The sequence below is a fragment of the Devosia sp. genome (assembly GCF_030689745.1).
Lineage (GTDB): Bacteria > Pseudomonadota > Alphaproteobacteria > Rhizobiales > Devosiaceae > Devosia > Devosia alba.
Genome location: NZ_JAUYGL010000014.1, coordinates 1 through 26,136, shown reverse-complemented (window position 1 = coordinate 26,136; position 26,136 = coordinate 1). Strand labels below are relative to the sequence as shown.

Sequence of the window (26,136 nt, the reverse complement as noted above, 5' to 3'; positions counted from 1 at the left end):
TCAGACTGAGGGTGAAACAGCCCATCTTACCCGACTGACATAAGGGCATCTTACCCGACTGGTAAAAGGTGTTCTCTCCACTCCAAATCAGGTGTTCTTGCTGGCCGTATTGTCGGGGCGGGAACCCCCCGAGAATACGGCCATTACGATGTCAAACGAGCTTCTTCAGCGAGCTTGCCGCCCTGCTTACCGTAGGTAAGCGAAGGGCGGTTTGACATTGGAATGGACAGCATCTTTCCACTTTGGAAAGATGCTCGAATGACCGGCATGACGAACGAAGAGAGCTTGCCGCCCTGCAGCACCATGTGATGCGAAGGGCGGTCGTGACGGGCATTCGACGGCTGGCTCGAACCGGCGAAGCTTGCCGCCCTGCGCATCGCGCGAGGGGCGGCCGGTTCGAGACAGACGCAAAAAAGAACACCTCGATCACACCAGAACACCTCACCTACGAGGCGTAGCCGAGAAATAGAGATGCCCTGCATTGAGAGGAGAAAGCCGCAGGAGGCCACATGCCTGGCGGTCTATGGATCGTATCCCAGCTCGGCGGTAGAGCCGTCCTTGATCCGCTCGACAGCTTCGTCGACGACGAAAGGTGGAACGAGAAACCACTCGAGGCACGCCCCCCCGCCAAATTTGGCATAGTCAGGGACGCCGGCAACGTTCGAGCAGTAACGTGACGATCTCTATCCCAGCATGAGCCAGCATTGAGCTTTGGCAGATGGAAAATGGAGCTCGTTGTTTCGGAGGACCCTTAGCGCAGATCACTTACAAGCGATTCCACTTTCAAAGGTGATTCTTCTGATGCCCCGGCGGCGCAGGATCGGCCGCAGCTCGGCTAACGCGGTATCGCGGCGTCTCTCCCAGTCGTTTTACCTTAAATTGCAGCCGATACCGGCAGTTTCGGTGCGCTCAACTCTTCGCGATGGTAGTATCATCGCGACGTTGCTATGCTCACTCGGGGGCCGGATACGTCGATGCAAGATCGCCAGTTCAGGCCCTGGCCTACACTATTTTGATGGCCATGGACAACCGGACCTTGAAGCTAGCCTAGCCGGGTAGCCTGCAAGCCAACGAGGTATTTTTTGGCCAATGAAGCCCTATAGTTTCGCCGATTTATTCGCAGGATGCGGGGGCTTTTCGCTCGGACTGTCCCAGGCGGGACTAAAAGGCAAGTTCGCTATCGAGCGCGATCCGATGGCATTCGAGACCTTCTCGGCCAACTTCATCGAAAATCAATCGTCCAGCGTCGCCTTCGAGTGGCCGAAATGGCTCGCAAAGCAAGCGTGGGACATTGAACACCTCCTCGCTCAGCACAAGGATGAGCTCGCTAAGTTGAGGGGGGCAATCGACGTCTTGGCCGGAGGCCCTCCTTGCCAAGGCTTTAGCTTCGCAGGACGGCGCGTCGAAGATGACCCGCGCAACTTGCTATTCGAGAAATATGTTGAGGTCGTGGACGCTCTTCAACCGCAGGCCCTTATCGTTGAGAACGTACCAGGGATGCGCGTCGCCCATGCGCGGCGAAACGTCGTGGACCTAAGAATACCTGGCGAACAGGTAGAAAAGCCCAAGTCCTTCTACGACAAGCTCGTCGATAGCCTAGATGCGGCAGGCTACAAGATGGAGGCCATGCTCGTCGATTCGTCCCGGTTTGGCGTGCCCCAGCGTCGCTCACGCCTGATCGCAGTCGGCATCCGCAAGGATCTTTGCGAATGGCTGGACGGCGGTCTCGCGCGGATGTTCGTGCTGCTCGAGGAAGCGCGACTTGCTCAGCTTAAAGAGCTTGGTCTTCCTGAGGCAATCAGCGCCTCAAGTGCTTTGTCGGACTTGGAGACAGTTGGCCGAGAGATGATCGACTGTACTGATCCGAATTCTGGCCGTGGGTTCCACGAAGTAAAATATGGCGCGCCGACGACTACATACCAGCAGCTAATGCAAGCTGGGCACCATGGCGGAATGGATAGCATGCGCCTCGCTCGGCACCGCGACGATGTGAGGGAACGGTTCGCCCGCATCCTCGCAGAATGTCGCAGGGGGGTCCGGATGAGTGACGAAAACCGTAAAACATACGGTCTTAAAAAGCATCGGATCTATCCGATGGCAAGCAACGAACCCGCCCCGACAATCACCACTCTCCCAGACGACATCCTCCATTATTGCGAACCTCGCATTTTGACTGTTCGCGAAACCGCTCGGCTTCAATCGTTCCCGGACTGGTTTGCGTTCAAGGGAAAATACACGACCGGTGGTCAGCGACGCACGAAGGAATGCCCGCGCTACACACAGGTTGGAAATGCGGTACCCCCCTACCTTGCTCGCGCAATCGGCATTGCTGTTCGCAATCTCCTTGTGGAGGTTGCACTCAAGAAGTCGCTTTTCGGAGACCGCGCGGTGCGATCACCGGCCGTCGCAACTGCCTAGGAGGGGATCTTGGAGGAGGAAGTGATAGTAGCGCCGTTTCCGGCGCAACTCCTGAATTGGGCCGGAAACCGGTCGGGCGGCGTTCGACGCTTATTCGATGCCAGCAGTGGCCGGCCAGGCAAGGACGTGTTCGAGACAAACCTTTTGCATCGGCTGGAAGCGTGGGCTGGATCAATCGCGTCCGGGCCTGGTCGTGCCCCACGCATCTTGTTGCTCGTTGGCGGGCCGGGAAATGGCAAGACCGAGGCGATAGAATCTACTGTGGGCTGGCTCGACGCGGCATTGGGCGCCGACGGCGAACTTGAGGGCGAGCTCAGAAAATCCTTCTTCCCGCCCGAAGGCGCTGTAGTTCCACGCCTCGTCCGCGTTGATACTGCGGTTCTAAGGCCCGGATTGCCGCAACTGGGCTTGTCGATCGTGCAAGATGCTACCGCCGTAGTGCATGCCGGAGGTAAGCAAGCCGCCCAGATATTGCTCGAAGAACTCGACGCCGTGCAGGCAGCTGGTCCGAGGGACGCCTACTTGTGCTGCGTGAACCGGGGAGTGCTTGATGATGCGCTGATTGAGGCGATCGACACTGACCGAGAAAGTTCGCGTCGCCTGCTCGAGGCCGTGACGCGCGCCGTCAGTTTGGCTCCCGACGCCCAATCTTGCTGGCCACTCGCCGGCTTCCCCGACGTCGCCGTATGGCCCATGGACGCGGAGTCGTTGCTAGTTGCTCCTTTGGCGGGCGGCGAGGCACCTGCCCGAAGCCTTTTGCGCACTGCGCTCGATGACAACAAATGGCCAGCGGCAGGGTCGTGCGCTGGCGGCGCCTCCTGTCCATTTTGCGGCAGCCGCGAACGACTTTCGCGAGAACGCGAGGAAACGTCATTTCTCCAAATCCTTCGATGGTTTGAAGTGGCGAGCGGGAAGCGCTGGAGCTTTCGCGATCTATTCTCCTTGGTCTCGTACTTGCTTGCCGGCCACCGCGTTTCACCTCGCGAGGCCAGCCTCGAGCCCTGCGAGTGGGCGGGGAAGCTTGTGGGGCTGGACGAGACTGCGCGCCGTGGCGGAAAGCCTTCGAAGGAACAGTCGACCGCTATCTTCCAATTGGTTACGGCCCAGTATCAGCATGCTCTCTTCCATCGCTGGGAGCGCGACGCTGGTCCCTCACTTCTGCACGACATCAAAGAACTTGGTCTCGAAGACGATAACACTGCAATGGGCCTGCAATGGTTCCTGTCTTCGCGTCGAACGGCTTACCTGCCAGCTATGATCAGCAGCGCACTCGAAGGCCTCTCCGAACTTCTCGATCCTGCGCTCACTGATCCAGACACAGAGGTGCAGGCCACAAAGAACACCCGCTTCGCGTTGCGCGAGCTCGACGTCAGGTTCAGCCGCTCGGTACTGGAAGGTCTGGACTTCATCCGTAAGCTGCAGGTTCTTTCGAGGCTAGAAGTAGACCTGGTCGAACGACTTGCCAAGCTGGACGCTGCATTGTCGGTCGGTGGAGTACGCAGGAAGCGTCCCGCATCGGCGACCAATGTCCAGCGCTTTGTTCGCGATTTTGCGTGTCGCCTTGTCCGCCGAGCGCTTGGTGCCCGGACGGCTGCCGTACTCGATGCGCCGATCCTCATGGATTTCCAGCGCGTAGTCGAAGACACAGCTGGTGACGATCTATTCGACGTGGCACATGAGGTGGAACAGCTCCTCAATCAGACTCATGACTTCGAGATTTCCCTGACGACTACCTTTGGCCAGCCGCTGCCGCCCATGATCCGCCGGGCCACTCTGGTCGTTCCATCGCGCTCGGTGCAGCCGCTTAATGCTGAGAAGACCGGCAGGCCCGCGTCCCCTATTTGCTTCTTGAAGGTAGGGGACGGCCGATCGGAGCAACCGATTGCGCTTACCTATGACCTGTTTAAGGCACTTAAAGAACTAGAGAACGGCATGTCCGTCGCATCGCTTCCGCGCACCGTGCTTGCACTGTTGGACACGACGCGAGCGCGTCTTTCCGGTCCGATCGTCCGGGACAGGCTCGTCCTCGACCGCGCCCGCATTCGGATCGGATCAAGCGGCACGTCGATCGTGCAACGGCGATCGGGCTTCGCCGTGCGCAAGGAGACTCGGAGCCGATGACACTATCCAAGTTCAGGGACGAGCCCTGGCGCACCTCCCACGCTGCTTACCAGGAATCAGCGCTCGCGATGTCGCCGGCTCCCGAATACGCGAGTTCTGAGGTGATCCTTTCGTCCCTCTATCGCCACGTCGGCCTAGAGGGAGCAACCGAACGCACCGTGCCACAACGCGGTCGTGATCTCGACAGGGAAGTCCAGCGGTATCGCGACCGAACACAACAACCAGACGCAGCAGCTCTTGACGCTGACACATTCCACGTGTTGCTCCATTCGGTTCTGGAGAGCCCGAAGCTTCCAAACCAATCCTCGAAGCGGTTTCTGCAGGTCACGCCGCTAGTGCCTCAGGCGGCGACTTTCTCTGGATCTGCACGACTGAGCAGCAATTCATGGCCAGCTGGGGCGCTAGTCAGGCGCATGGTCTGGTTAGGATCTCCTGACGCGGCAGCAGCTGTGTTGATCTGGCAGGCCTTGTTCGACGCACTGTCTGTGGACGAAGACGACGACATTTTTGCTCGTTTCCTTCAAGCTGAGATCGAAGCTTGGTCGCCCCAACCAGCCTGGTCGATCGTTGACCCTGGCGAGCAATCTATTCTCGACCCAGCGGACCGGGACGGCCTCGACTATCCGGCGCGACAATTCGTTCGTGACTTAGGCTCCATCATCTCCGCCAAGGGTTCGATGACCCGTCGACAATGGACGAGTCTTCTCGAGGCGATCGTTAGGCTCGCCGCAGTAGCGCACGTGGCGTGGCTGTGCGAAGTTCATGCTAAATCATGGGAATGTATCAGGGGAGCGCTCGACGGTGTCGGCCCCGCCGACGCTGCTGCCGCGCGTTCGGCGATTTACCCCAAGGCGTTCCAGTTCCTGTCCTATGGTGACCGCGCACTTCCAGGCATTAAGGACCGCGCGTCAGCTTTCCTCCAAGCCAGACTAGGTATCAACGCAACCTTGTGGGCGCTGCAGGCAGCCGGTGTCGAGGTAACCTCCCTGTCATCGGCCGCGGCCGTCGCTGAAGTCTGCGAGCTTGTCCGGGTAAAGGCTAGTGCCGTGGAGACAACTGGGCTCCGTGATGTATTGGCAGACGTATCCGAACGCGAGACCCGAACGCTGTTATGCAAGAAAGGAATTGGCTCGAACATCATGGAGTTCGCTCGCCATGTCCTCGGGCAGCGACAGGCCGCCAACCCCGTCCTGCGCGGCTATGATCAGGGCTTTTCACTGCGAAAGCGCGGCACGAGCAATTCGAGTCCCTGGGTTGTTGGGCTGGGACCAGTCAGCGTACTGGCGCTGGTGCATTGCTCATTGGCGGGCACGACAGGTCCTCGGTCGGTGCGCCGCCTGTCGCAACATCTGGCTCGATATGGGGCGATTGTCGACTATAGGGATATCGCTACGAACGACCTTGGCCATCAATTGCGCATGCTGGGGTTGGTGCTCGATAGCCCAGATGCTGAAAGCGGGATGCTGCTCGTGCCGCCATTTCCCAACCGCCAGGAATCAACCGCATGAAACGCTTGGCATCCACTATCGCGGACCTAATTCGCGACAAGCTTTCGAACTCCTCTGCCGACGATCGGGACGAGGTGCGCCTGATATTCCACGGACCCCAGAAGGAAGTCCTGACCGAGGTATTCGACCTCCTAAATGCCGATGAAGGCGTTAGTCCGCGGGTGCCTATCTTGCTTCAACTGCCAAGCTTGTCGGCGGGCGAGGAGAATCCGCCTGTCGGCGTGTCTGGTCGTTGCGACGATACCCATTTGCTGAACCTTCGCAATTCACCCTCGCAGCCGACGTTTCTGGCCCTTGTCCCGCCAGGCCAGCACAGCATGCGATCGGTGACGTCAACGACCGATGAGTTTGGAGTGGCGGCCGCCAACAATGGGGGCAACGTACCGTTCGAGGATTGGTGGGGAGACGAGTTTATCCAGGAACTGGTACGCGTCGGCATTAGGCAAGCAGGGATACTGGAACAGCAGCAGCGCGACGATGCGCGCACTTTGGTTGGCAGGGCGGCCTCTGCCGCGGATGAAATGGATGCCGAGAGAACCCAGCGTGCCGCCGCCTGGAAGGTACTCTCGCGCCTGTTCTCGGCGACGCCGGGCCTAGCTGGCCTCACGCCTGCCGAGCAAGTCAGCCTTGCCTGCGGGATGCCGCCGATGCGTGACGGTACGGTATCCTCTCGGGAGCAAGTGGCGGTTCTGGAGAAAATCGCTGATGCCATGTCCGATGGGTTCACACCCGGCATTCGACGTGCGCAGGAAAATGCCAACGAAGAAGATAGTCACCATCTCGATATGTTCCTCCGCCATTTGCGTGAGACGTGCGACCTTCCAACGGCATTCGAACGAGCGACGGCTGCCTTTTATGCTCCAGAAAGTGGCTTGGATATGCCGGTCGCCCCCGATTGGTGGAGAGCCCTAACAGCTGAAAAGTGGTCTGAGCTACTGACCGAGGATGCCACCGCGCAGGGCGATATCCGGATGGGCTGCTCAAATGCCATCGTTCCGCTTGGCAAGGGCATGCCCATCCTCGTCCAAAGCAATGTTGCTTTGACATTCGAGACAGTCGGCCCGGACGCGAGGGGTACCGCGGTCTCGATCGAGCGCGGCAAGGGCAACAAGCTATCGGAGGTCCGGGTTGGTGACGAAGAGGCCGTTTACCTCGATCAGGCGCCGCCAAGCCACAAGACGCCCCTTCGGTACGCGGCTTTCGCAGACGGCTTCAAGCCCGGCGCGATCAAGGTCGTGTCGCTTGCCACCTGGGCGCCTGGTATTTTCATCGCCTGCCGGCTCGCACGCAAGCTGACGCCACCGCGCAAACCAGCGCGTCGCGCCAAGGGCGCGCCCGAACTGGAGACGAGCTTAGTCCTGCCCGGCAGCGGTCGGTATGAACTTTTGGTATTCACGTCGCCAGGGGTTGAAGTAGATGCCCTAGCGATGGGGACCGCCGACGATGCCCAAGATGGCTTGAATGGCATCAACGCCACCCAGCAGCTTGTCGTCCGTTCCGTGCGGGAGGGATTCCATCAGGTCGAAGTCGAAGCAGAAACGAACTATCAGGTTGACATTGGTTTTAGCCGGCCGGTGTCGGATGGCTCGGTTTCGCACGAGACTTGCAGGGTATTCCTCGCGGTCGAAGATGTCGTCGAGCGGGGCTGCCGGAGTGAGTTTGAAAGATTGATCCGAGCAAATCGTCGGTTGATCGAGCCCTTGGAGGCGAAGCCGGTTGTCCAGCTGAACCGGACCGCCCGAGCGTCGAGCCTGCAGGATTGGATGCTGTCCGAGGACTCTGCCGGGAGATCCTACCTCCCAATAGTGCTCGCCGATGACTACGTCGATGCCTGGGTGCAGCCAACATGGGGCACTGGCACCGGACCACTATTCTCCACGGGACGTTTCCTGCAAGATCCGCGTCCGGACGCCGCCGATTTCCAACCGCCAATGGGTTTCGTGGTAGCGCGGGAGCAACTAGCGGGGCGCATTCGTGGCACTGGCGACCAAACCGGGCTGACTGAGTCGGCTGAGCTCGGAAGGTGGCTCGCAAGCGACGAGAGCTTCCGGGCCCTCATCGAGCAATATCTGGACGCCTACCAAGCATGGCTTGTCGCAGACCCCGACGTTGCATGCTGGGTCGACGTTGGTATCGTCACCTCGCTGGAGGATGACCGCAGAACCATCTCACGGATTCCGGATGCTATCGTGCTGTCGCCGCTCCATCCGCTGCGCCTTGCATGGCACACGGTTGCCCAGGGCGTCCTGCTAGAGGCTGAGGCTGGCGGCAATCCGTGTCCGGCCGTAAGTGTCCTCGATCCAGACTGCGTCCCAGACCTCCTGACGCTTTCGCTTCGATCCCCTGGCGGCATAGAGAAAGTCGATTTTCTTGCCGTAGAAAATGGCAGCGACTATTGGTCCGTTCTGTGGAATGGGGACCGACTTGGTCGCCTTCCTAGCCGGTCGAAAATTGCCCCCTTCGGCGACGCCTTCGGCATTTCGGTCGGTGGTATTTCCGTCGGATTTAGCGCCGCTCAGGTCGCTCGTGCGATGGAAGACGTCTCGGGGCTACTATCGGCAAAGCCGGTGATAGGCGTCGTGGTCGCTAGTGCTGGCGGCACAACGGATGCCTGCAACGAGGGGCTTATCAGCTGGTGCTCGGATCGGTACCGAGATGGCGAAGGCCGCGCTCCACGCCGGGCGGCCGGGCCGCGTTTTGTCGAGATTTACGACCACCGGAATGATGACTCGCGGCCTGATGATGCAACGATAGCCAACCTGTCGGAGGATACTCGAAATAGCGTGCGATGGTTCGATGGCCAACCACCACGCGCTCGTCCCGATCTCGGGATCATCGCCCAGCTCGACATGTCGGAGCCCAGCGCCTCGCCTGTTTCTGGTCGATCCCCACTCGGCTACGGTGGCTTGCTTCGACATCGAGTGCGGCGGCAGCTTCCTGGCGCGTTCCTGAGCGAGACACGCCAATCCGTGGCGGGGTCGACCTCCGGCGACGTACTTGCCGACAAGGTCGCTGCCTGTGTCGGCTCTATGGAAAGCCTTGGCGACCGTCGCACCGGCATGCGGTTCGCTCCGAATGTCAACGCCGTGCGCGACATGCTTGAAACACGCCGGACTGACTTCGTCGCGGTTTCGTCTTCAGCGATCGATCCCGCCTGCTTTTTAGGGGGATGGCTGGAGGACGCCTACCTTTGGGATTACGATATGCCGTCCTATTCCCATCGGGCGGGCGATACCAATGGTTACTACCTGTTGTCGCGGGTCAAGCAGGCGGATCTCGAAGCCCTGTCAAAGGCGCTCGCGCGCCTTCCAGGATGCGCAGCAATTGACCCTGATCAAGTTCAGGATGTCCTGCTTGAGATCGCTCGCCGGGGAATACCGACGATTAGGGGCCTTGCTGGCGATAATGCCGGAGCAACTGGCGACCTCGGCATGTTCGTGGCCGTTCGATTGCTGCAGGATCGCTTTCGGTTATCAAATATTGGCGAAAGCCTCCTGTCCGTGATCGATGGCACTGGCGAGGACGTTACCGTGTGCATAATTGTGCCGGTCGATCCCTTTCGGGGGTATTTCTCCGATCTGGCTAAATCCCTGGGCAAGGATAAAAACGATGGCTCTTTATCGCGCCCCGATTTTTTGGTGGTCGGCGTCAAGCTGGGGCTAGAGGGAGTCCAGATCCATCTCACGCCTATCGAGGTGAAATGCCGGCCAGGCTCTATCTTCCCACCATCGGAGGTGGATGAGGCATTGGAGCAAGCCCGAACGTTCTCTCGGCTCTTGACGAGTATGCTCCCACACGAGGGCCAGCCTGTTGCCTGGAAGCTTGGTTTCCAACACCTGCTGCTTTCGATTATCGGTTTTGGAATGCGAGTCTATAGCCAGCATCCAGATGTGGTCGGCCGAGAGGCACAATGGGCGTCCCTCCATGAGCGCATAGCGTCCGCCATTCTCGACCCTCGGCCGTGCATTTCGGTCGACCAGCATGGACGTCTGATAATCGTGGACGATAGTCCACGCAGCGGCGTGCGCGACCGTGACGACGACGGTTTTGAAGAGACAATCACGATCGGAAGCACCGACGCGGGACAGGTTATCGCCGGCGACCCGCTGGCCTTCTACGAAAGTGTCCGAGCCAGGGTGGGTCAGTGGGATTTGTTCCCGTCCGACAGAACGTTCACCGCCAATCTTGTGCAATCTGGTGCGGATTTGCAGGCTGAAGCTACATCCGAGGCGCCAACGGGGACTAGAGTGGAAGAAGTGCGGCCAATTCTCCTCGAGCAAACGCCCGGTGGCTCCATCCCCGACGAAGCTCCCGCCGGGATTGTGCTCTCGATCGGCACCACCGTTGACAGCTTTCGACCCGGCGATGTCCGTTTAAATATTTCTGATACCCGATTAAACCAACTCAACATGGGCGTGGTCGGCGATCTGGGCACGGGAAAAACGCAACTGTTGAAGTCGCTGATAATGCAGATCTCAGACGCGTCAGCCGCCAACCGTGGGATCCGACCACGCTTTCTGATCTTTGACTACAAGCGCGATTATAGCAGTGACGAGTTCGTCAAGGCGACTGGCGCGCGCGTTGTGAAGCCATACAAACTACCGCTCAACTTGTTCGACACGAGCGAGATTGGCGATGCACCGGCGCCGTGGCTTGATCGGTTCCGTTTCTTTGCTGACGTTCTAGACAAGATCTATTCTGGCATCGGGCCCGTGCAACGCGACAAGCTCAAGCGGGCGGTCCGTGCTGCGTATGACGCATGCCCACATGGGCAACAACCCACGCTTTATGATGTTCATGCTGCTTATGCCGAGTTGTTAGATGGCAAGTCTGACGCGCCCATGTCGATCATCGACGACCTCGTAGATATGGAGGTATTTGCTGCCAAGACTAGCGATACAAAGCCATTCGACGAGTTTCTGGATGGCGTAGTGGTTATCTCGCTAGATGCCTTGGGCCAGGACGATCGCAGCAAGAACATGCTTGTCGCGGTCATGCTAAATATGTTTTACGAGAACATGCTACGGACGCCCAAACGCTCTTTCATTGGTAGCGATCCCCAGCTTCGCGCTGTCGATTCCTATCTGCTGGTCGACGAAGCCGACAATATCATGCGGTATGAGTTTGACGTGCTGCGCAAACTACTCCTGCAAGGCCGGGAGTTCGGGACCGGCGTTATCCTTGCCTCCCAATACTTACGGCATTTCAAGGTGAACGCGACGGACTATCGCGAGCCGCTGCTTACTTGGTTCATCCACAAGGTCCCCAACGTTACGCCTGCTGAGTTGTCCGCGCTGGGGCTGACGAGCAGCGCCGCTGAGATGGCAGAACGAGTAAAGTCGCTCCAAGTACACCAGTGCCTATACAAGTCGTTTGATGTTTCCGGCGAGGTAGTCCGGGGCTTGCCGTTCTTTGAGCTGGATGCGCTGAGGGGCAAGGACGGGGCCTGACAAGCGTGGTGGACACCCTTACACCGGCCCAACGATCTGAACGTATGTCTCGGATCCGATCGGCCAATACCCTCCCCGAGGTTACCCTGCGGAAGGCACTCCACCGCCTTGGGTTTCGATTCAGGTTGCACGGGCGCCGGCTTCCCGGGAAGCCCGATATCATCCTCCCGACGTACCACACCGTGATCTTGGTTCATGGATGCTTCTGGCACCGGCACGAGGGTTGCAAGGTGGCGACCACGCCTAAGTCGAATACCAAATTCTGGGTCGAAAAGTTCGACCGCAATGTTCGCCGGGACGCGGTTGTGATTGATCAATTGGAAGCCGCGGGATGGCAGGTACTCGTCGCGTGGGAATGTGAGCTGGCTTCATTCGCGAAGGTGACCGCCAAGGCGATTTCACTTGGCGAGGAGATCAAAGGCGCTTCTCGTTGAATGAGCTGTCAAGCAATCTGCTCCTTTCCAGCCGCTACTAAGCCGTTAGATTTCGTCCTGATTAGATGTGAACCGTTCTGGTCGTCCAGCGCATTGCCGCTCGCCTGAACGAGATTTTGCCCTGCTACACGCTTGGGCCACTTTCTGCCTGGGACACCGGCTGCAACCCCAACGGAGTGATTATCGAGGCAGTACAAATAGAGGGACATACCGACTCCACCGGTGCTGATATCTCCAATCTTCGGTTATCTACTGAACGCGCCAACACCACCTATGCGGAAATGGCGGGCAACCAGCGCGATCTGGTGAGCCACCAAAATTACCGCGAACAACCTGTGCTTTCCGTCGCTGGATACGGCAAGATGCGACCGATTGCTGACAACGAGACATCCGAAGGGCGCTCCACCAACCGCCGCATCGATTTGCGCATCATCATGTTCACGCCTGGCAGTTCGGAAGAAATCGAGCGCATTCGTAACGAGCTGCAGGCCGGCGTTGAATTGGAGAGCCCATGAGCCTCACGCGCTTCCTAGCCAAGCCGGCAAGCTTTCAACCAATGGCGCTGGCGGCGATCAATAGGTTGGCGTCGACCACCGATCGAATCCTGGCCAGATGGCCGGATGTGGTGGTTGAACCGCCAGAGCGAGATCGGGAGCGACTCGTCCAGGAGATGCTAATGCTATTGGAAACGGGCGACTGGAGCGACACAAGGATGTCGCTCGTCACCACGGCTGCCGTTGCCCTGTTTGATCAGGATCGTCGTGAGCGGACTGACCTGTCGGCCCTGCGGAAGTTTTACTGCGAGGAAATCGAAAGCAGCGATCACCGAACGTTCCTCAACACCATGGTTGCCGTGTTTATCGGCAGCTATGAGCCTGGCGCGGCACACACCGCCGCTTTGGCCAGTCAGCGTGCACGTGCCCATGTCCATTCACCCTGGATTTCGTGAGCACTCTTTCGACTGCCTGTTGCATAGCCTCATGCAGCGCAAGCGGCGTTTAGCGACTTCGGCACTTTGGCCGATGGGCGACACCGAGGCCGATGCTGGTGATCTCCAGCGCATGGTGGCGGATGGCGTGACTAGCAGTGGGGGCGATGCAGTCATGTCAGCCATGACCGCAATGTTTCAGAGAGACAACATTCCAGTGCCTGCACCTCGAGCCGATGGCTCGCTGCCTTTCGATTGAGCAACCCTGCCACGACTTCTAGTGCACAGTGACCGGCATTGGAGTGGACACTTGACTACATTCCCGATTGGGTGGAACTTTCACACAGACTGCCACTCAACCTTACACACAAGCGTTTTTGGGATCGACTTTTACTTAGCATTTTCAACGGCTTACTGTGAGAACTAGTTCTCATATGGAATCCAGGTTCCCCAGCCAAATCTCTTTTATCAAATAAATCAATGGTCTAGCCGATTGTTGTGGCATGCAACCGTAACGCCTTTGGGTCGCATTCCCGGGTGCGGAAACGCTGTGTGCCGACTGATCTGAATCGGCCGGTACCATCGCCAATTTATTGGCGGTGAGCATGGGTAAAGCCGAACGGGCATTGGGGCGATATTGCTTGGTGCGGTAATCGCCGCGCTGGCAGCCTGGCGACCATCTGCATCCGGCAGGTAGGCCGGCATTTTGCGCGAAGCACCTAAGTCGTCGCGGATCCCAGTTGCGGGCGCAAGAGTTCAAGACTAATGCCTGCAAGACGGCAGGCCCGAATGGGGTGGCCGCAGGGTAAGCCGCCGTGCCTTGACCATCCCAAACGGAGAAAACGCAACCATGCAAGCCATGCACCGACAAGTCTTCCTGCTGGCCACGGCGCAGGCGCTGTTTCAGATCGTGTCGGTGCTGGTGATGACCATTGGCGCGTTGGCCGGCAGTATCCTGGCGCCATCACCGGAATGGGCGACGGCGCCGATCGCCACCATGTTCCTTGGCACTGCGGTGGCAACCGTGCCGGCATCGATGTGGATGGCTCGGGTCGGGCGCCGGGTCGGGTTCATTGCCGGCGCCAGCCTGGGCACTTTGGGCGGTTTGCTGGCGGCTGCGGGCATGCTCACCTCCTCATTGCTGCTGCTTTGTCTCGGCACGTTTCTGGCTGGCGCCTATCAGGGCTTCGCCCAGTTCTATCGCTTTGCCGCCGCTGAAGTTGCCGACACCGCCTTCAAGCCGCGCGCCATATCGCTGGTGCTGGCTGGCGGGGTCGTCGCCGCGCTGGTAGGGCCGCTGCTGGCCCGGCTGGGTGGCGACCTGCTGCAACCGGCCTACACTGCCTCGTTCCTGTTCCTGGCCCTCACCTCCCTGCTGGCAGTGGGTGTGCTGCTTGGCGTCAATGTTCCCAAGGCGCTCGATACCGCCGATGAACGGGCCTCGGCTCGACCGCTCATCGACATCGTGCGGCAGCCGATCTATCTGGTGGCGCTGTTTGGCGCGACAATCGGCTATGGCGTCATGATCCTGGCGATGACGGCGACCCCGCTGGCCATGGTGCACCACAATCATGGTCTGGGCGCCACGGCCACGGTCATCCAGTTACACGTGCTCGGCATGTTCCTGCCGTCGTTCTTCACCGGTTCGCTGATTGCCCGCTTCGGCGTGTTGCAGATCATGCTCGCCGGCGTTGTTCTGCTCACCTGTCACGTCTTGATCACCCTGTCCGGCACGGGGTTCTATTCATTCAGCGCCGCCCTGGTGCTGTTGGGGGTAGGCTGGAATTTTCTCTATATCGGTGGCACCAATCTGCTGACCCGCGCCTATAGCACCGCCGAAAAGGGCAAGGCGCAGGCAACCAATGACTTTACCATCTTCGTGGTTGGCCTGTTCGCTTCACTCAGCGCTGGTGTGCTGCAAAACACCATTGGCTGGCAAAATCTCAACCTGGCGCTGCTGCCCTGGCTGGCCATGGCGGGGCTGGCGATTCTCTGGCTTGGTCGCCGCGGTGAGCCGGGTTACTGGTCGGTCGCCTGAAGGGGCCCGCATTCAGTGCTGGTTCAATCGGGCTGACGCCATAGCGGCCCGGTCTGTCTCGCTGGTGCAAAACACGACGCTGTACGCCATTCGCACGGGGTGATCTGTTCAAGGCCGCGCGACGTGACTATTCTCATACACTCCCAACGTGACAAGGTTGATCAATGCTGGCGCTCATCTTTCTCGTGCTGCTGCTCTTGCTGGTGCAGGTTTTCCTGCCGGGCTATTATTTGACCCAGCAGGTCGGGCCGCAGGCGCAGATGGGGCCGCGCGATAACCTTCCCGAGCCAAGTCTGCAACTGGCAAGGGCGCGGCGGGCCTTGGGCAATCTGCAGGAAACGCTGCCGATATTTCTGGTGTTCGCCGTGCTGGCGATTGTGCTGGGCGAGCAGGGCTGGGTCAGCCTGGCCGGGGCAATGCTTTACCTGCTGGGGCGGGCAGGGCACGTGGTGTGCTACATGGCCGCTTTGTCGCCCTGGCGGTCGATCAGCTTCACAGTGGCGCTGGGCGGTCTGGTACTCATGGCACTGCCCTTGCTGCCCCATATCTGGGCTTAGGGCCGGGAAGTGGGCATTGAGGTTGGGAAGGGTCTTGCGAAGCGCCCGCTTTACATTTAGACACAGCCTCGTCTGAAGGGGTTTAGCTCAGTTGGTAGAGCATCGGTCTCCAAAACCGAGGGTCGTGGGTTCGAGTCCCCCAGCCCCTGCCAGGCACTCAAACCAATATATCCAACACATCCAGCAATTCCGGCCTGCCGCCGCAAATTCTATTCAGCGGCGGTTGGCATCCTGTCGGAATGACGGGCCTTTAGCCGGTTGAGCTGATGGGCCGCATGAGCCAGCAACGCCGTGCGTACCTGGTCGGCCGTTGCGCTTGGCACATCGGCTTTCACCTTGAGATCAAGGGCATAGCGGCTGATATTGCCCATGAAGTGTTCTTCAATGCGGACCCGCACGACACCCGTTACCCGCCCCTCAATGGTCGGGTGGGGGGCGTAAAAAGCGATTTCACAGGCCTTTACTTCGAACGACGCGGTACCTGCAGTCATGGCACGCCTCCATTCGTCACACGTTCCAGACCCATTTAAGTCCCGTAGCCATGCCGAATCAAGGACGAATCACGCCGCCCTGCAGGCGTCGTTCATCAGCAGGGTTTTCCCGTCGGGCAAATTGTGCGGGTGGGCTGTTGCATTTGACCGGGAGTTTCTCTAGAAACCCACATTCCAGCCGTGCGGGATTCCTGCGCGGCCTTTGGTTTTGCACCAAAACACCAAAGAGTAGATTCGTTGATGGCCGTGAAGAACCCAATCAAGTTCCTGCAGCAGACGCGGCAGGAAGTTTCCAAAGTCATCTGGCCGGGGCGAAACGAAGTCCTGATCTCCACGATTATGGTGATCGTGTTGGTGCTGGCCGCCAGCCTGTTTTTTCTCGCAGCCGATCAGCTCATTTCTTGGCTTGTCGGGCTGATGCTTTCGATCCGCTAGTCGGGTCTCGGACACACAACATCTAGGAGCGGCGACGCTTTATGGCCATGCGCTGGTATATCGTTCAAGCTTACTCGAACTTCGAGCGCAAGGTGGCGGAAGACATCCGCCAGAAGGTTGCGCAAAAGAAGCTTGACCATCTGTTTGAAGACGTGATCGTGCCGACCGAAAAGGTCGTGGAGATCCGTCGCGGCCGCAAGGTCGATGCTGAACGCAAGTTCTTCCCGGGCTATGTGCTGGTGAAGATGGACATGACCGACGAGGCGTTCCATCTGATCAAGAACACCCCGAAGGTTACCGGCTTTCTCGGTTCGGACAACAAGCCGATGCCGATTTCGGAGAAGGAGGCCCAGGCCATTCTGCAGCAGGTGCAGGAAGGCGTTGAGCATCCCAAGCCATCGATATCGTTCGAAGTGGGCGAGAATGTCCGCGTTTCGGACGGTCCGTTCGCCAGCTTCAATGGCGTGGTGGAAGAAGTCGACGAAGAGCGCGCCCGCCTCAAGGTGGAAGTGTCGATCTTTGGTCGTCCCACCCCGGTGGAGCTCGAATACAGTCAGGTCGAAAAGGTCTGACACTCAAGAATTCCGGTGTGAGCCGGAATATGCCCGGCTCTGGCCGGGTGCAGAAACTGTGGTAGAGGATGGTGCACTGCCAGCACCAGTTCCACCTCAGACCACGGTGTCTAGCCGGCTTTAACTAGTTGGCGCCTACCCGGCCGATTGTGGCCACGAATAGGAGACGGAATTGGCAAAGAAAATCGTTGGCTACGTAAAGCTCCAGGTGCCTGCGGGTTCCGCAACACCATCCCCGCCAATCGGCCCAGCACTGGGTCAGCGCGGTCTGAACATCATGGAATTCTGCAAGGCGTTCAATGCCGCCACGCAGGAAGTGGAAAAGGGTGCGCCCATTCCAGTCGTGATCACTGCCTATGCCGACAAGAGCTTCACCTTTGTGATGAAGCAGCCGCCGGTAACCTACTTCATCAAGAAGGCCGTCAACCTCAAGGCCGGCAGCAAGCTGCCCGGCAAGGAATCGGTTGGCACCATCACCCAGGCTCAGCTGCGTGATATTGCCGAAAAGAAGATGAAGGATCTCAACGCTGACAATATCGACGCTGCTGCATCGATGATTGCCGGCTCTGCCCGTTCCATGGGCATTCAGGTCGAGGGCTGATAAATGGCTGGTAAGAAACTCACCGCAGCCCGCGAGGGCATCGATCGCAACAAGCTGTACAAGCTCGATGAAGCCATCAAGATGGTCAAGTCGCGCGCCGCAGCCAAGTTTGACGAAACCATCGAAATCGCCATCAATCTGGGCGTTGATCCCCGCCACGCTGACCAGATGGTCCGCGGCGTGGTCAACCTGCCCAATGGCACTGGCAAGACCGTGCGCGTTGCCGTGTTCGCCAAGGACGCCAAGGCTGATGAAGCCCGCAAGGCTGGTGCTGACATCGTTGGTGCCGAAGACCTGATGGAAGCCATTTTGGGCGGCAAGATCGATTTCGATCGGTGCATTGCAACGCCTGATATGATGCCGCTGGTCGGTCGCCTGGGCAAGATCCTGGGCCCACGCAATCTGATGCCAAACCCCAAGGTCGGCACGGTTACTCCTGACGTTGCCGGGGCCGTCAAGGCTGCCAAGGGCGGCGCCGTGGAATACCGCGTTGAAAAGGCCGGCATCCTGCATGCTGGCGTTGGCAAGGTGTCGTTCTCGGAAGAAGCCCTGCTGCAGAACATCAAGGCCTTCACCGATGCGGTGATGAAGTCCAAGCCAGCGGGTGCCAAGGGCACCTATGTCAAGCGCGTTGCCGTGTCCTCGACTATGGGCCCGGGCGTGCATGTCGAGCCCGCCTCGGCGATGTAATTCCAATTCCGGGCGGTTTCGATCGCCCGGTTTTTGTCGCTCTTCGGGGCGGCAACAAGTCCTGTCCGAGACTGCCGGTGCCAGCCAATTTGGGTTGGCTTAATGTCGCAAGATGCCAGCATAGATGGGGTGAAGACCGAAATTTTGTCCGCAAGGGCAGGGTGGCGGTTCGAACCAGGCCAGTTGCCCTTTCGGGCAGCACGGTTGACAGGCGTGTAACCGTTGCTCCTCTCCTCCTTTATAGGAGACCGGAGGGCAGCAATTGGCAATGGCCCGACTGACTTTCGTCGGGCTAAATGTGGAGACTAGCAGTGGAAAGAGCGGAAAAGCGTGAGCTTGTCGCATCGCTTCAGTCAGCCCTAACGGGCGCTGGGTCGATCGTACTTGCGCAGAATACCGGTCTGACCGTAGCCAATCTGGAGGTTCTTCGTCGCGAGGTGAAGAGCGCCGGTGGTTTCGTCAAGATCGCTAAAAACCGTCTTGCCAAGCTTGCTCTTAAAGAAACCGACAATGCGGACATGTCGAGCCTACTCGTAGGCCCGATCGTCATCGCTTATGCGGCCGACCCCATGACTGCGCCCAAGATTGCGGCAAAGTTTGCTGAAAAGAACGCGAAATACGTCGTTCTTGGTGGCGCCATGGGCAAGACCGCTCTTGATGCCGAAAACATCAAGGCGCTGTCGACCATGCCGTCGCTGGATGAACTGCGCGCCACGCTTGCCGGGATGCTCAAGCAGCCCGCTACGCGTATCGCATCGGTCATCGTGGCACCGGCTGGCGGCATTGCCCGCGTTTTGGCCGCGCATGCGGAAAAGAGCAACGAAGCAGCGTAACCCCATCGGTCCTCGCAAGGGACCACTTTGGTTTGAACTGAACACGTAAAAAAGAGAGATTTATCAAATGGCTGATCTCGCCAAGATCGTAGACGACCTGTCTGCCCTGACCGTTCTGGAAGCTTCGGAACTGTCGAAGATGCTGGAAGAGAAGTGGGGCGTTTCCGCCGCCGCTCCTGTTGCTGTTGCTGCCGCTGGCGGCGCTGCTGCTCCAGCTGCTGAAGAAAAGACCGAATTTGACGTGATCCTCGCCTCGTTTGGCGAAAACAAGATCAACGTCATCAAGGAAGTCCGTGCCATCACCGGTCTGGGCCTGGGCGAAGCCAAGGCGCTTGTTGAAGCTGCGCCCAAGGCCGTCAAGGAAGGCGTCAACAAGGCTGAAGCTGAAGACATTCAGAAGAAGCTGGAAGCCGCTGGCGCCAAGGTCGAACTCAAGTAGTTCTGCCACTGCCCTTGAAACTTGCGAGATGGCGCGTTATGTGCCATCTCGCTACTTCGTCTCTACGAGATGATTCGCCGGACCGGTTGGATAGGTCCCTGGCGCCAATTTGCGGAATATATGAAGAATTTGATGTCTGAGGTGCGCTGACGTCCGTTAGACCTCCCGGCTGCTGGCCTGGAGGTATTTGGCGTTTTCGCACCGATGCCTTTCCTTGGGTTGGAATTGCACGATGAGACATCATTCAGCCTGAGAAAATTTGAAGGGCAAATATCCCGAGACCCGACGGCTGATAGTCGGATCTTTGGATATCTGCCTCCGAGACAATCGCACAAGAAACAGGAGCTTTCATGGCTACCACGTTCAACGGCCGCCGCAAGGTACGCAAGTCCTTCGGGTCCATTCGCGAAGTCACGGAGATGCCCAATCTGATCGAGGTCCAGAAGGCCTCCTATGATCAGTTTCTTCTCGTCGACGAGCCAAAAGCTGGCCGTCCCGATGAGGGGCTTCAGTCCGTGTTCCGTTCGGTCTTTCCGATCACTGACTTCTCCAACACCGCATCTCTCGAATTCGTGAAGTACGAATTCGAGCAGCCGAAATACGACATCGATGAGTGCCGTGCGCGCGACATCACGTTCGCTGCCCCGCTCAAGGTGACACTTCGCCTGATCGTGTTTGAAGTCGATGAAGAGACCGGCGCCCGCTCGGTCAAGGACATCAAGGAGCAGGACGTCTATATGGGCGACATGCCCTTCATGACGTCGAACGGCACCTTTATCGTCAATGGCACCGAGCGCGTCATCGTTTCGCAGATGCATCGTTCGCCAGGCGTGTTCTTTGACCACGACAAGGGCAAGACCCATTCGTCGGGCAAGCTGCTGTTTGCTGGCCGCATCATTCCCTACCGTGGTAGCTGGCTCGATATCGAGTTTGATGCCAAGGACGTGGTGTTCGCGCGTATCGATCGTCGCCGCAAGATCCCCGTGACCAGCCTGCTCAAGGCGCTCGGCATGGACACCGAAGAGATCCTGTCGACCTATTACAATACGCTCACCTTCACCAAGACGGCATCGGGCTGGCAGAAGCCCTACGACGCCGAGAAGATGAAGAATGCCAAGCCAAGCCAGGACCTGATCGACGCCAAGACCGGCGACGTGGTGCATGAAGCGGGCAAGAAGCTCTCGGTCCGTCAGGCCAAGAAGCTGGCCGATGACGGCCTGACCCATTTGCTGGCCGTCGATGAAGATCTCTATGGCATGTATGTCGCTGAAGACCTGATCAACATGAAGACCGGCGAGGTCTATATGGAGGCAGGCGACGAGCTCGACGAGAAGAACCTCGAGACGCTGGTTGAACTCGGCTTTGACGAACTGCCGCTCCTCGATATCGATCACGTCAGCATTGGCGGCTATATCCGCAATACGCTGGCCGTGGACAAGAACGAGACGCGCGAAGATGCGCTGTTCGACATCTACCGCGTCATGCGCCCGGGCGAGCCGCCCACCGTCGACACCGCCGAAGCCATGTTCCAGTCGCTGTTCTTTGACAGCGAGCGCTATGACCTGTCCGCCGTCGGCCGCGTCAAGATGAACATGCGCCTCGAGCTCGATGCGCCCGACACCATGCGCACGCTGCGCAAGGAAGACATTGTTGAGGTTGTCCGCACGCTGGTCGACCTGCGCGATGGTCGCGGTGAAATCGACGACATCGACAATCTCGGCAACCGTCGGGTGCGTTCTGTGGGCGAGCTGATGGAAAACTCCTATCGTCTCGGCCTGCTGCGCATGGAACGCGCCATCAAGGAGCGCATGAGCTCGGTCGAAATCGACACGGTCATGCCGCAGGATCTGATCAACGCCAAGCCGGCTGCTGCCGCAGTGCGTGAGTTCTTTGGCTCGAGCCAGCTCAGCCAGTTCATGGACCAGACCAATCCGCTGTCGGAAATCACCCACAAGCGCCGTCTGTCGGCGCTTGGGCCTGGTGGTCTGACCCGTGAACGCGCCGGTTTTGAAGTGCGCGACGTGCATCCGACCCATTACGGCCGGATCTGCCCGATTGAGACCCCCGAAGGTCCCAACATTGGTCTGATCAACTCGCTGTCGACCTTTGCCCGCGTCAACAAGTACGGTTTCATCGAGACCCCGTACCGCAAGATCGTCAACGGCAAGCTGACCGATGACGTGGTCTATCTCTCCGCCATGGAAGAGGCCAAGCACTACGTCGCTCAGGCCAACGTGACCTTCAACGACAAGCTTGAGCTTGAGCACGATCTGGTGGTGGCACGCCACGCCGGTGATAACGGCCTGACGCCCAAGGAAAACGTCGATCTGATGGACGTTTCCCCCAAGCAGATGGTGTCGGTTGCCGCCTCGCTGATCCCGTTCCTCGAGAACGACGACGCCAACCGGGCGCTGATGGGCTCGAACATGCAGCGTCAGGCTGTGCCGCTGCTGCGGGCGCATGCCCCGTTTGTCGGTACCGGCATGGAAGCGATTGTGGCCCGCGATTCCGGCGCCGCCATCGTTGCCAAGCGCAAGGGTATCGTCGACCAGGTGGACGCCACACGTATCGTTATCCGGGCAACCGAAGAAACCGATGCGTCAAAGTCCGGCGTCGACATCTACAATCTGATGAAGTTCCAGCGCTCGAACCAGTCAACCTGCATCAATCAGCGTCCGCTGGTGGTGGTTGGTGATCACATCAATGCTGGCGACATCATTGCTGATGGTCAGTCAACCGAATTGGGTGATCTGGCGCTGGGCCGCAACGTGCTCGTCGCGTTCATGCCCTGGAACGGCTACAACTTCGAAGACTCCATCCTGCTGTCTGAAAAGATTGCGATGAATGACGTCTTCACCTCGATCCACATCGAGGAATATGAAGTGATGGCCCGCGATACCAAGCTTGGTCCCGAGGAAATCACCCGCGACATTCCGAACGTGTCGGAAGAAGCGCTGAAGAGCCTGGACGAAGCCGGCATCGTGCATATCGGTGCCGAAGTGGCACCGGGCGATATCCTCGTCGGCAAGATCACCCCCAAGGGTGAATCGCCGATGACGCCGGAAGAAAAGCTGCTGCGTGCGATCTTTGGCGAAAAGGCCTCTGACGTGCGTGACACCTCCCTGCGCGTGCCGCCGGGTGATGCTGGTACTGTTGTTGAAGTGCGCGTGTTCAATCGCCACGGAATCGACAAGGACGAGCGCGCCATGGCTATCGAGCGCGAGGAAATCGAACGTCTCGCCAAGGACCGTGACGACGAACAGTCGATCCTGGACCGCAACGTCTACGCGCGTCTCAAGGAAATGCTGTTTGGCAAGGCCGCGACAGCGGGCCCCAAGGGCTATGTTGTGGGCACCAAGCTCAACGACCAGATGTTTGAGGCACAGCCGCGTTCGAAGTGGTGGCAGTTTGCGGTTGATGACGACAAGGTCATGACCGAGATGGAAGCCCTTCATGCGCAGTATGAAGAGAGCCGCCGACTGCTTGAGCAGCGCTTCATCGACAAGGTGGACAAGCTGCAGCGCGGTGACGAATTGCCACCGGGCGTGATGAAGATGGTCAAGGTCTTCATCGCTACCAAGCGCAAGATCCAGCCAGGCGACAAGATGGCCGGCCGTCACGGCAACAAGGGCGTAGTATCTCGCATCGTGCCGATCGAAGACATGCCCTATCTCGAAGATGGTACGTCGGTCGACATCGTGCTGAACCCGCTGGGTGTGCCCTCGCGCATGAACGTTGGTCAGATCCTCGAAACGCATCTGGGCTGGGCTTGTGCCGGCATGGGTCGCAAGATCGATGAGATGGTTCGCGCCTATCATCGCAATGGTGATCTCAAGCCACTGCGCCTGGAAATCCAGGACCTGTTTGCCGGTGATGAATCCATCACCGATCTTGACGACGACGGCATGGTTCGTCTCGGCGAGCACCTCTCCAATGGTGTCTCGATCGCGACCCCGGTGTTCGACGGCGCCAAGGAAGCCGACATTGTGGTGATGCTGGAGCGGGCAGGGCTGAAGGCCTCGGGTCAGTCGACAGTGTATGACGGCCGTAGCGGCGAGCAGTTCGATCGCCAGGTGACGGTTGGGTATATCTATATGCTCAAGCTCGACCACCTTGTGGACAACAAGATCCACGCGCGCTCGATCGGCCCGTACTCGCTGGTCACCCAGCAGCCACTGGGCGGCAAGGCGCAGTTCGGCGGTCAGCGCTTCGGCGAGATGGAAGTGTGGGCTCTGGAAGCCTACGGCGCGGCATATACGCTGCAGGAAATGCTTACCATCAAGTCGGACGACGTTGCCGGTCGTACCAAGGTCTACGAAGCCATCGTGCGTGGCGACGATACGTTCGAAGCGGGCATCCCCGAAAGCTTCAACGTTCTGGTCAAGGAAATCCGTTCTCTCGGTCTCAATGTCGAACTCGACATGCGCGAGATCGAAGGCGGCGCCGAACAGGCCGAAGCGGAGCTCGCACCTCCTCAGGAAGCGGCGGAGTAATCCGGCACTTCCTACCCCCATTCATTTTCCGTTCCTGCCGCGGCAACATCGCGGCAGGAACGGATAGAGGAGAGAATTGATGAACCATCATTCCCACGTCATGGACCCGTTCAACCCGGCGGTTCCCGTGCAGACCTTCGATCAGATGAAGATCTCGATTGCCTCGCCAGAGAAGATCCTTTCCTGGTCCTATGGCGAGATCAAGAAGCCCGAAACGATCAACTATCGCACGTTCAAGCCTGAACGCGATGGCCTGTTCTGCGCGCGCATCTTTGGCCCCGTAAAGGACTATGAGTGCCTGTGCGGCAAGTACAAGCGCATGAAGTTCAAGGGCGTCATCTGCGAAAAGTGCGGTGTTGAAGTCACCCTGAGCCGCGTTCGTCGCGAGCGCATGGGGCATATTGAACTCGCTGCGCCGGTTGCCCACATCTGGTTCCTGAAGTCGTTGCCGTCGCGCATCGCGCTGCTGCTCGACATGACGCTCAAGGACATTGAGCGCATCCTGTATTTCGAGAACTACGTTATCCTCGATCCCGGTCTGACGCCCTTCACCCAGCACGAGCTGCTCAATGAAGAGCAGTTCCTGGATGCACAGGACGAATACGGTGCCGACAGTTTCACCGCCAAGATCGGCGCCGAAGCCATTCGCGATATCCTGCTGGCGCTCGATCTGGAAAAGATTGCGGCGAACCTGCGTGTGGAGATTGCCGAGTCCACCACCGAGCTGAAGCCAAAGAAGCTGGCCAAGCGCCTCAAGATCGTCGAGCAGTTCATCGTGTCGGGCAACAAGCCCGAATGGATGATCATGACCATCATTCCGGTCATTCCGCCCGAGCTGCGCCCGCTGGTGCCGCTGGATGGCGGCCGCTTTGCTACGTCCGATCTGAACGATCTGTACCGTCGCGTGATCAACCGGAACAACCGGTTGAAGCGGCTTATTGAATTGCGCGCTCCTGACATCATCATCCGCAACGAAAAGCGCATGCTCCAGGAAGCCGTTGACGCCCTGTTCGACAACGGCCGTCGTGGCCGTACGATCACCGGTGCCAACAAGCGTCCGCTGAAGTCGCTGTCCGACATGCTCAAGGGCAAGCAGGGCCGCTTCCGTCAGAACCTGCTCGGCAAGCGCGTCGACTATTCGGGTCGTTCGGTCATCACCGTGGGTCCGAACCTGATGCTGCACCAGTGCGGTCTGCCCAAGAAGATGGCGCTCGAGCTGTTCAAGCCGTTCATCTATTCGCGTCTGGAAGCCAAGGGCTTCAGCTCGACGGTGAAGCAGGCCAAGAAGCTGGTCGAGAAGGAAAAGCCGGAAGTCTGGGATATCCTGGACGAGGTGATCCGCGAGCATCCAGTGCTGCTGAACCGCGCGCCGACACTGCACCGTCTTGGCATTCAGGCGTTTGAGCCGATCCTGATCGAAGGCAAGGCCATTCGTCTGCATCCGCTCGTCTGCTCGGCCTTCAACGCCGACTTTGACGGCGATCAGATGGCCGTGCACGTTCCGCTGTCGCTCGAAGCGCAGCTGGAAGCGCGCGTGCTGATGATGTCGACCAACAACATCCTGCATCCTGCCAATGGCCAGCCGATCATCGTGCCGAGCCAGGACATCGTGCTGGGTCTGTACTACCTCTCGCTGATGAACGAGAACGAGCCAGGTGAAGGCATGGCATTCGGCTCGATCGCCGAGCTCGAGCATGCCATCGACACCAAGGTGGTCACGCTGCACAGCAAGATCAAAGGCCGTGTCAGCTCGTTTGATGCGGACGGCAATGAAACGACCGAGATCGTGGAAACGACCCCCGGCCGTATGCTGATTGGGCAGATCCTGCCCAAGAGCGCCAAGGTGCCGTTCTCGACGGCCAACCAGCTGATGACCAAGAAGATGATCTCCAAGATGATCGACACGGTGTACCGTGGCTGCGGTCAGAAAGAGACCGTGATCTTCTGTGACCGAGTCATGCAGCTGGGCTTCAAGAACGCCTGTGATGCCGGCATTTCGTTCGGCAAGGACGACATGGTTATCCCGGCTTCCAAGTACACCATCGTGGAAGCGGCGCGTAAGCAGGTCGAAGAGTTCGAGCAGCAGTACAATGACGGCCTGATCACTCAGGGCGAAAAGTACAACAAG

18 protein-coding genes and 1 tRNA gene are annotated in these 26,136 nt (G+C 58.8%); 18 read left to right on the top strand and 1 reads right to left on the bottom strand.

Annotation, left to right across the window (positions count from 1 at the left end):
- Positions 1-1,089 precede the first annotated feature (1,089 nt).
- The 10 genes from Q8O80_RS01340 (at position 1,090) to Q8O80_RS01295 (ending at position 15,606) form a co-directional block, all read left to right on the top strand.
- Positions 1,090-2,418, top strand: coding sequence for a DNA cytosine methyltransferase (locus tag Q8O80_RS01340; RefSeq protein ID WP_305576126.1), 1,329 nt, complete (start codon positions 1,090-1,092; stop codon positions 2,416-2,418).
- A gap of 9 nt (positions 2,419-2,427) precedes the next feature.
- Complete coding sequence (locus tag Q8O80_RS01335; RefSeq protein WP_305576124.1) at positions 2,428-4,539, top strand: hypothetical protein; 2,112 nt, start codon at positions 2,428-2,430, stop codon at positions 4,537-4,539.
- Positions 4,536-6,047, top strand: coding sequence for a hypothetical protein (locus Q8O80_RS01330; RefSeq protein WP_305576122.1), 1,512 nt, complete (start codon positions 4,536-4,538; stop codon positions 6,045-6,047). The genes Q8O80_RS01335 and Q8O80_RS01330 overlap by 4 nt, the downstream gene beginning before the upstream one ends.
- Entirely contained in the window at positions 6,044-11,497 is a 5,454-nt protein-coding gene (locus Q8O80_RS01325; protein WP_305576120.1) for an ATP-binding protein, read from the top strand. Before Q8O80_RS01330 ends, Q8O80_RS01325 begins: the two co-directional genes overlap by 4 nt.
- Before the next feature lie 5 nt (positions 11,498-11,502).
- Entirely contained in the window at positions 11,503-11,931 is a 429-nt protein-coding gene (locus tag Q8O80_RS01320) for a very short patch repair endonuclease (RefSeq protein WP_305576118.1), read from the top strand.
- Between the two features lie 116 nt (positions 11,932-12,047).
- Positions 12,048-12,446, top strand: coding sequence for an OmpA family protein (locus Q8O80_RS01315; RefSeq protein WP_305576116.1), 399 nt, complete (start codon positions 12,048-12,050; stop codon positions 12,444-12,446).
- Complete coding sequence (locus tag Q8O80_RS01310; protein WP_305576114.1) at positions 12,443-12,880, top strand: hypothetical protein; 438 nt, start codon at positions 12,443-12,445, stop codon at positions 12,878-12,880. The genes Q8O80_RS01315 and Q8O80_RS01310 overlap by 4 nt, the downstream gene beginning before the upstream one ends.
- 829 nt (positions 12,881-13,709) lie before the next feature.
- Positions 13,710-14,897 carry an MFS transporter gene (locus Q8O80_RS01305; protein WP_305576112.1) on the top strand — a complete coding sequence of 396 codons (1,188 nt, stop codon included), beginning with the start codon at positions 13,710-13,712 and terminating at the stop codon, positions 14,895-14,897.
- A gap of 164 nt (positions 14,898-15,061) precedes the next feature.
- On the top strand, positions 15,062-15,454 hold the full coding sequence (locus tag Q8O80_RS01300; RefSeq protein WP_305576110.1) for an MAPEG family protein: 393 nt from the start codon (positions 15,062-15,064) through the stop codon (positions 15,452-15,454).
- 76 nt (positions 15,455-15,530) lie between these two features.
- Positions 15,531-15,606, top strand: a tRNA-Trp gene (locus Q8O80_RS01295).
- 57 nt (positions 15,607-15,663) lie between these two features.
- On the opposite strand, the gene Q8O80_RS01290 is transcribed toward Q8O80_RS01295, so the two are convergent.
- Positions 15,664-15,945 (bottom strand): hypothetical protein, encoded by a 282-nt coding sequence (locus Q8O80_RS01290; protein ID WP_305576108.1) that lies wholly within the window; start codon positions 15,943-15,945, stop codon positions 15,664-15,666.
- 240 nt (positions 15,946-16,185) lie between these two features.
- On the opposite strand from Q8O80_RS01290, the gene secE reads away from it, so the two are divergent.
- The 8 genes from secE to rpoC all read left to right on the top strand — a co-directional run.
- A complete protein-coding gene (gene secE / locus Q8O80_RS01285) occupies positions 16,186-16,380 on the top strand; it encodes a preprotein translocase subunit SecE (RefSeq protein ID WP_305576106.1) in 195 nt (64 codons plus the stop codon).
- Positions 16,381-16,421: 41 nt separating this feature from the next.
- The gene (nusG, locus tag Q8O80_RS01280; protein WP_305576104.1) at positions 16,422-16,952 is read left to right on the top strand and encodes a transcription termination/antitermination protein NusG; all 531 of its coding nucleotides are present in this window, start codon (positions 16,422-16,424) and stop codon (positions 16,950-16,952) included.
- Between the two features lie 172 nt (positions 16,953-17,124).
- Positions 17,125-17,553, top strand: a complete 429-nt coding sequence (gene rplK / locus Q8O80_RS01275; RefSeq protein WP_305576102.1) for a 50S ribosomal protein L11 — start codon at positions 17,125-17,127, stop codon at positions 17,551-17,553.
- 3 nt (positions 17,554-17,556) lie between these two features.
- A complete protein-coding gene (gene rplA, locus Q8O80_RS01270; protein WP_305576100.1) occupies positions 17,557-18,243 on the top strand; it encodes a 50S ribosomal protein L1 in 687 nt (228 codons plus the stop codon).
- Between the two features lie 311 nt (positions 18,244-18,554).
- Entirely contained in the window at positions 18,555-19,076 is a 522-nt protein-coding gene (rplJ, locus tag Q8O80_RS01265; protein ID WP_305576098.1) for a 50S ribosomal protein L10, read from the top strand.
- Between the two features lie 67 nt (positions 19,077-19,143).
- Entirely contained in the window at positions 19,144-19,515 is a 372-nt protein-coding gene (rplL, locus tag Q8O80_RS01260; protein WP_305576096.1) for a 50S ribosomal protein L7/L12, read from the top strand.
- 350 nt (positions 19,516-19,865) lie between these two features.
- Positions 19,866-24,008, top strand: coding sequence for a DNA-directed RNA polymerase subunit beta (gene rpoB, locus Q8O80_RS01255; RefSeq protein ID WP_305576094.1), 4,143 nt, complete (start codon positions 19,866-19,868; stop codon positions 24,006-24,008).
- 79 nt (positions 24,009-24,087) lie between these two features.
- Positions 24,088-26,136 (top strand): DNA-directed RNA polymerase subunit beta' (rpoC, locus tag Q8O80_RS01250; RefSeq protein WP_305576092.1); only part of this gene is annotated, 2,049 nt, incomplete at its 3' end.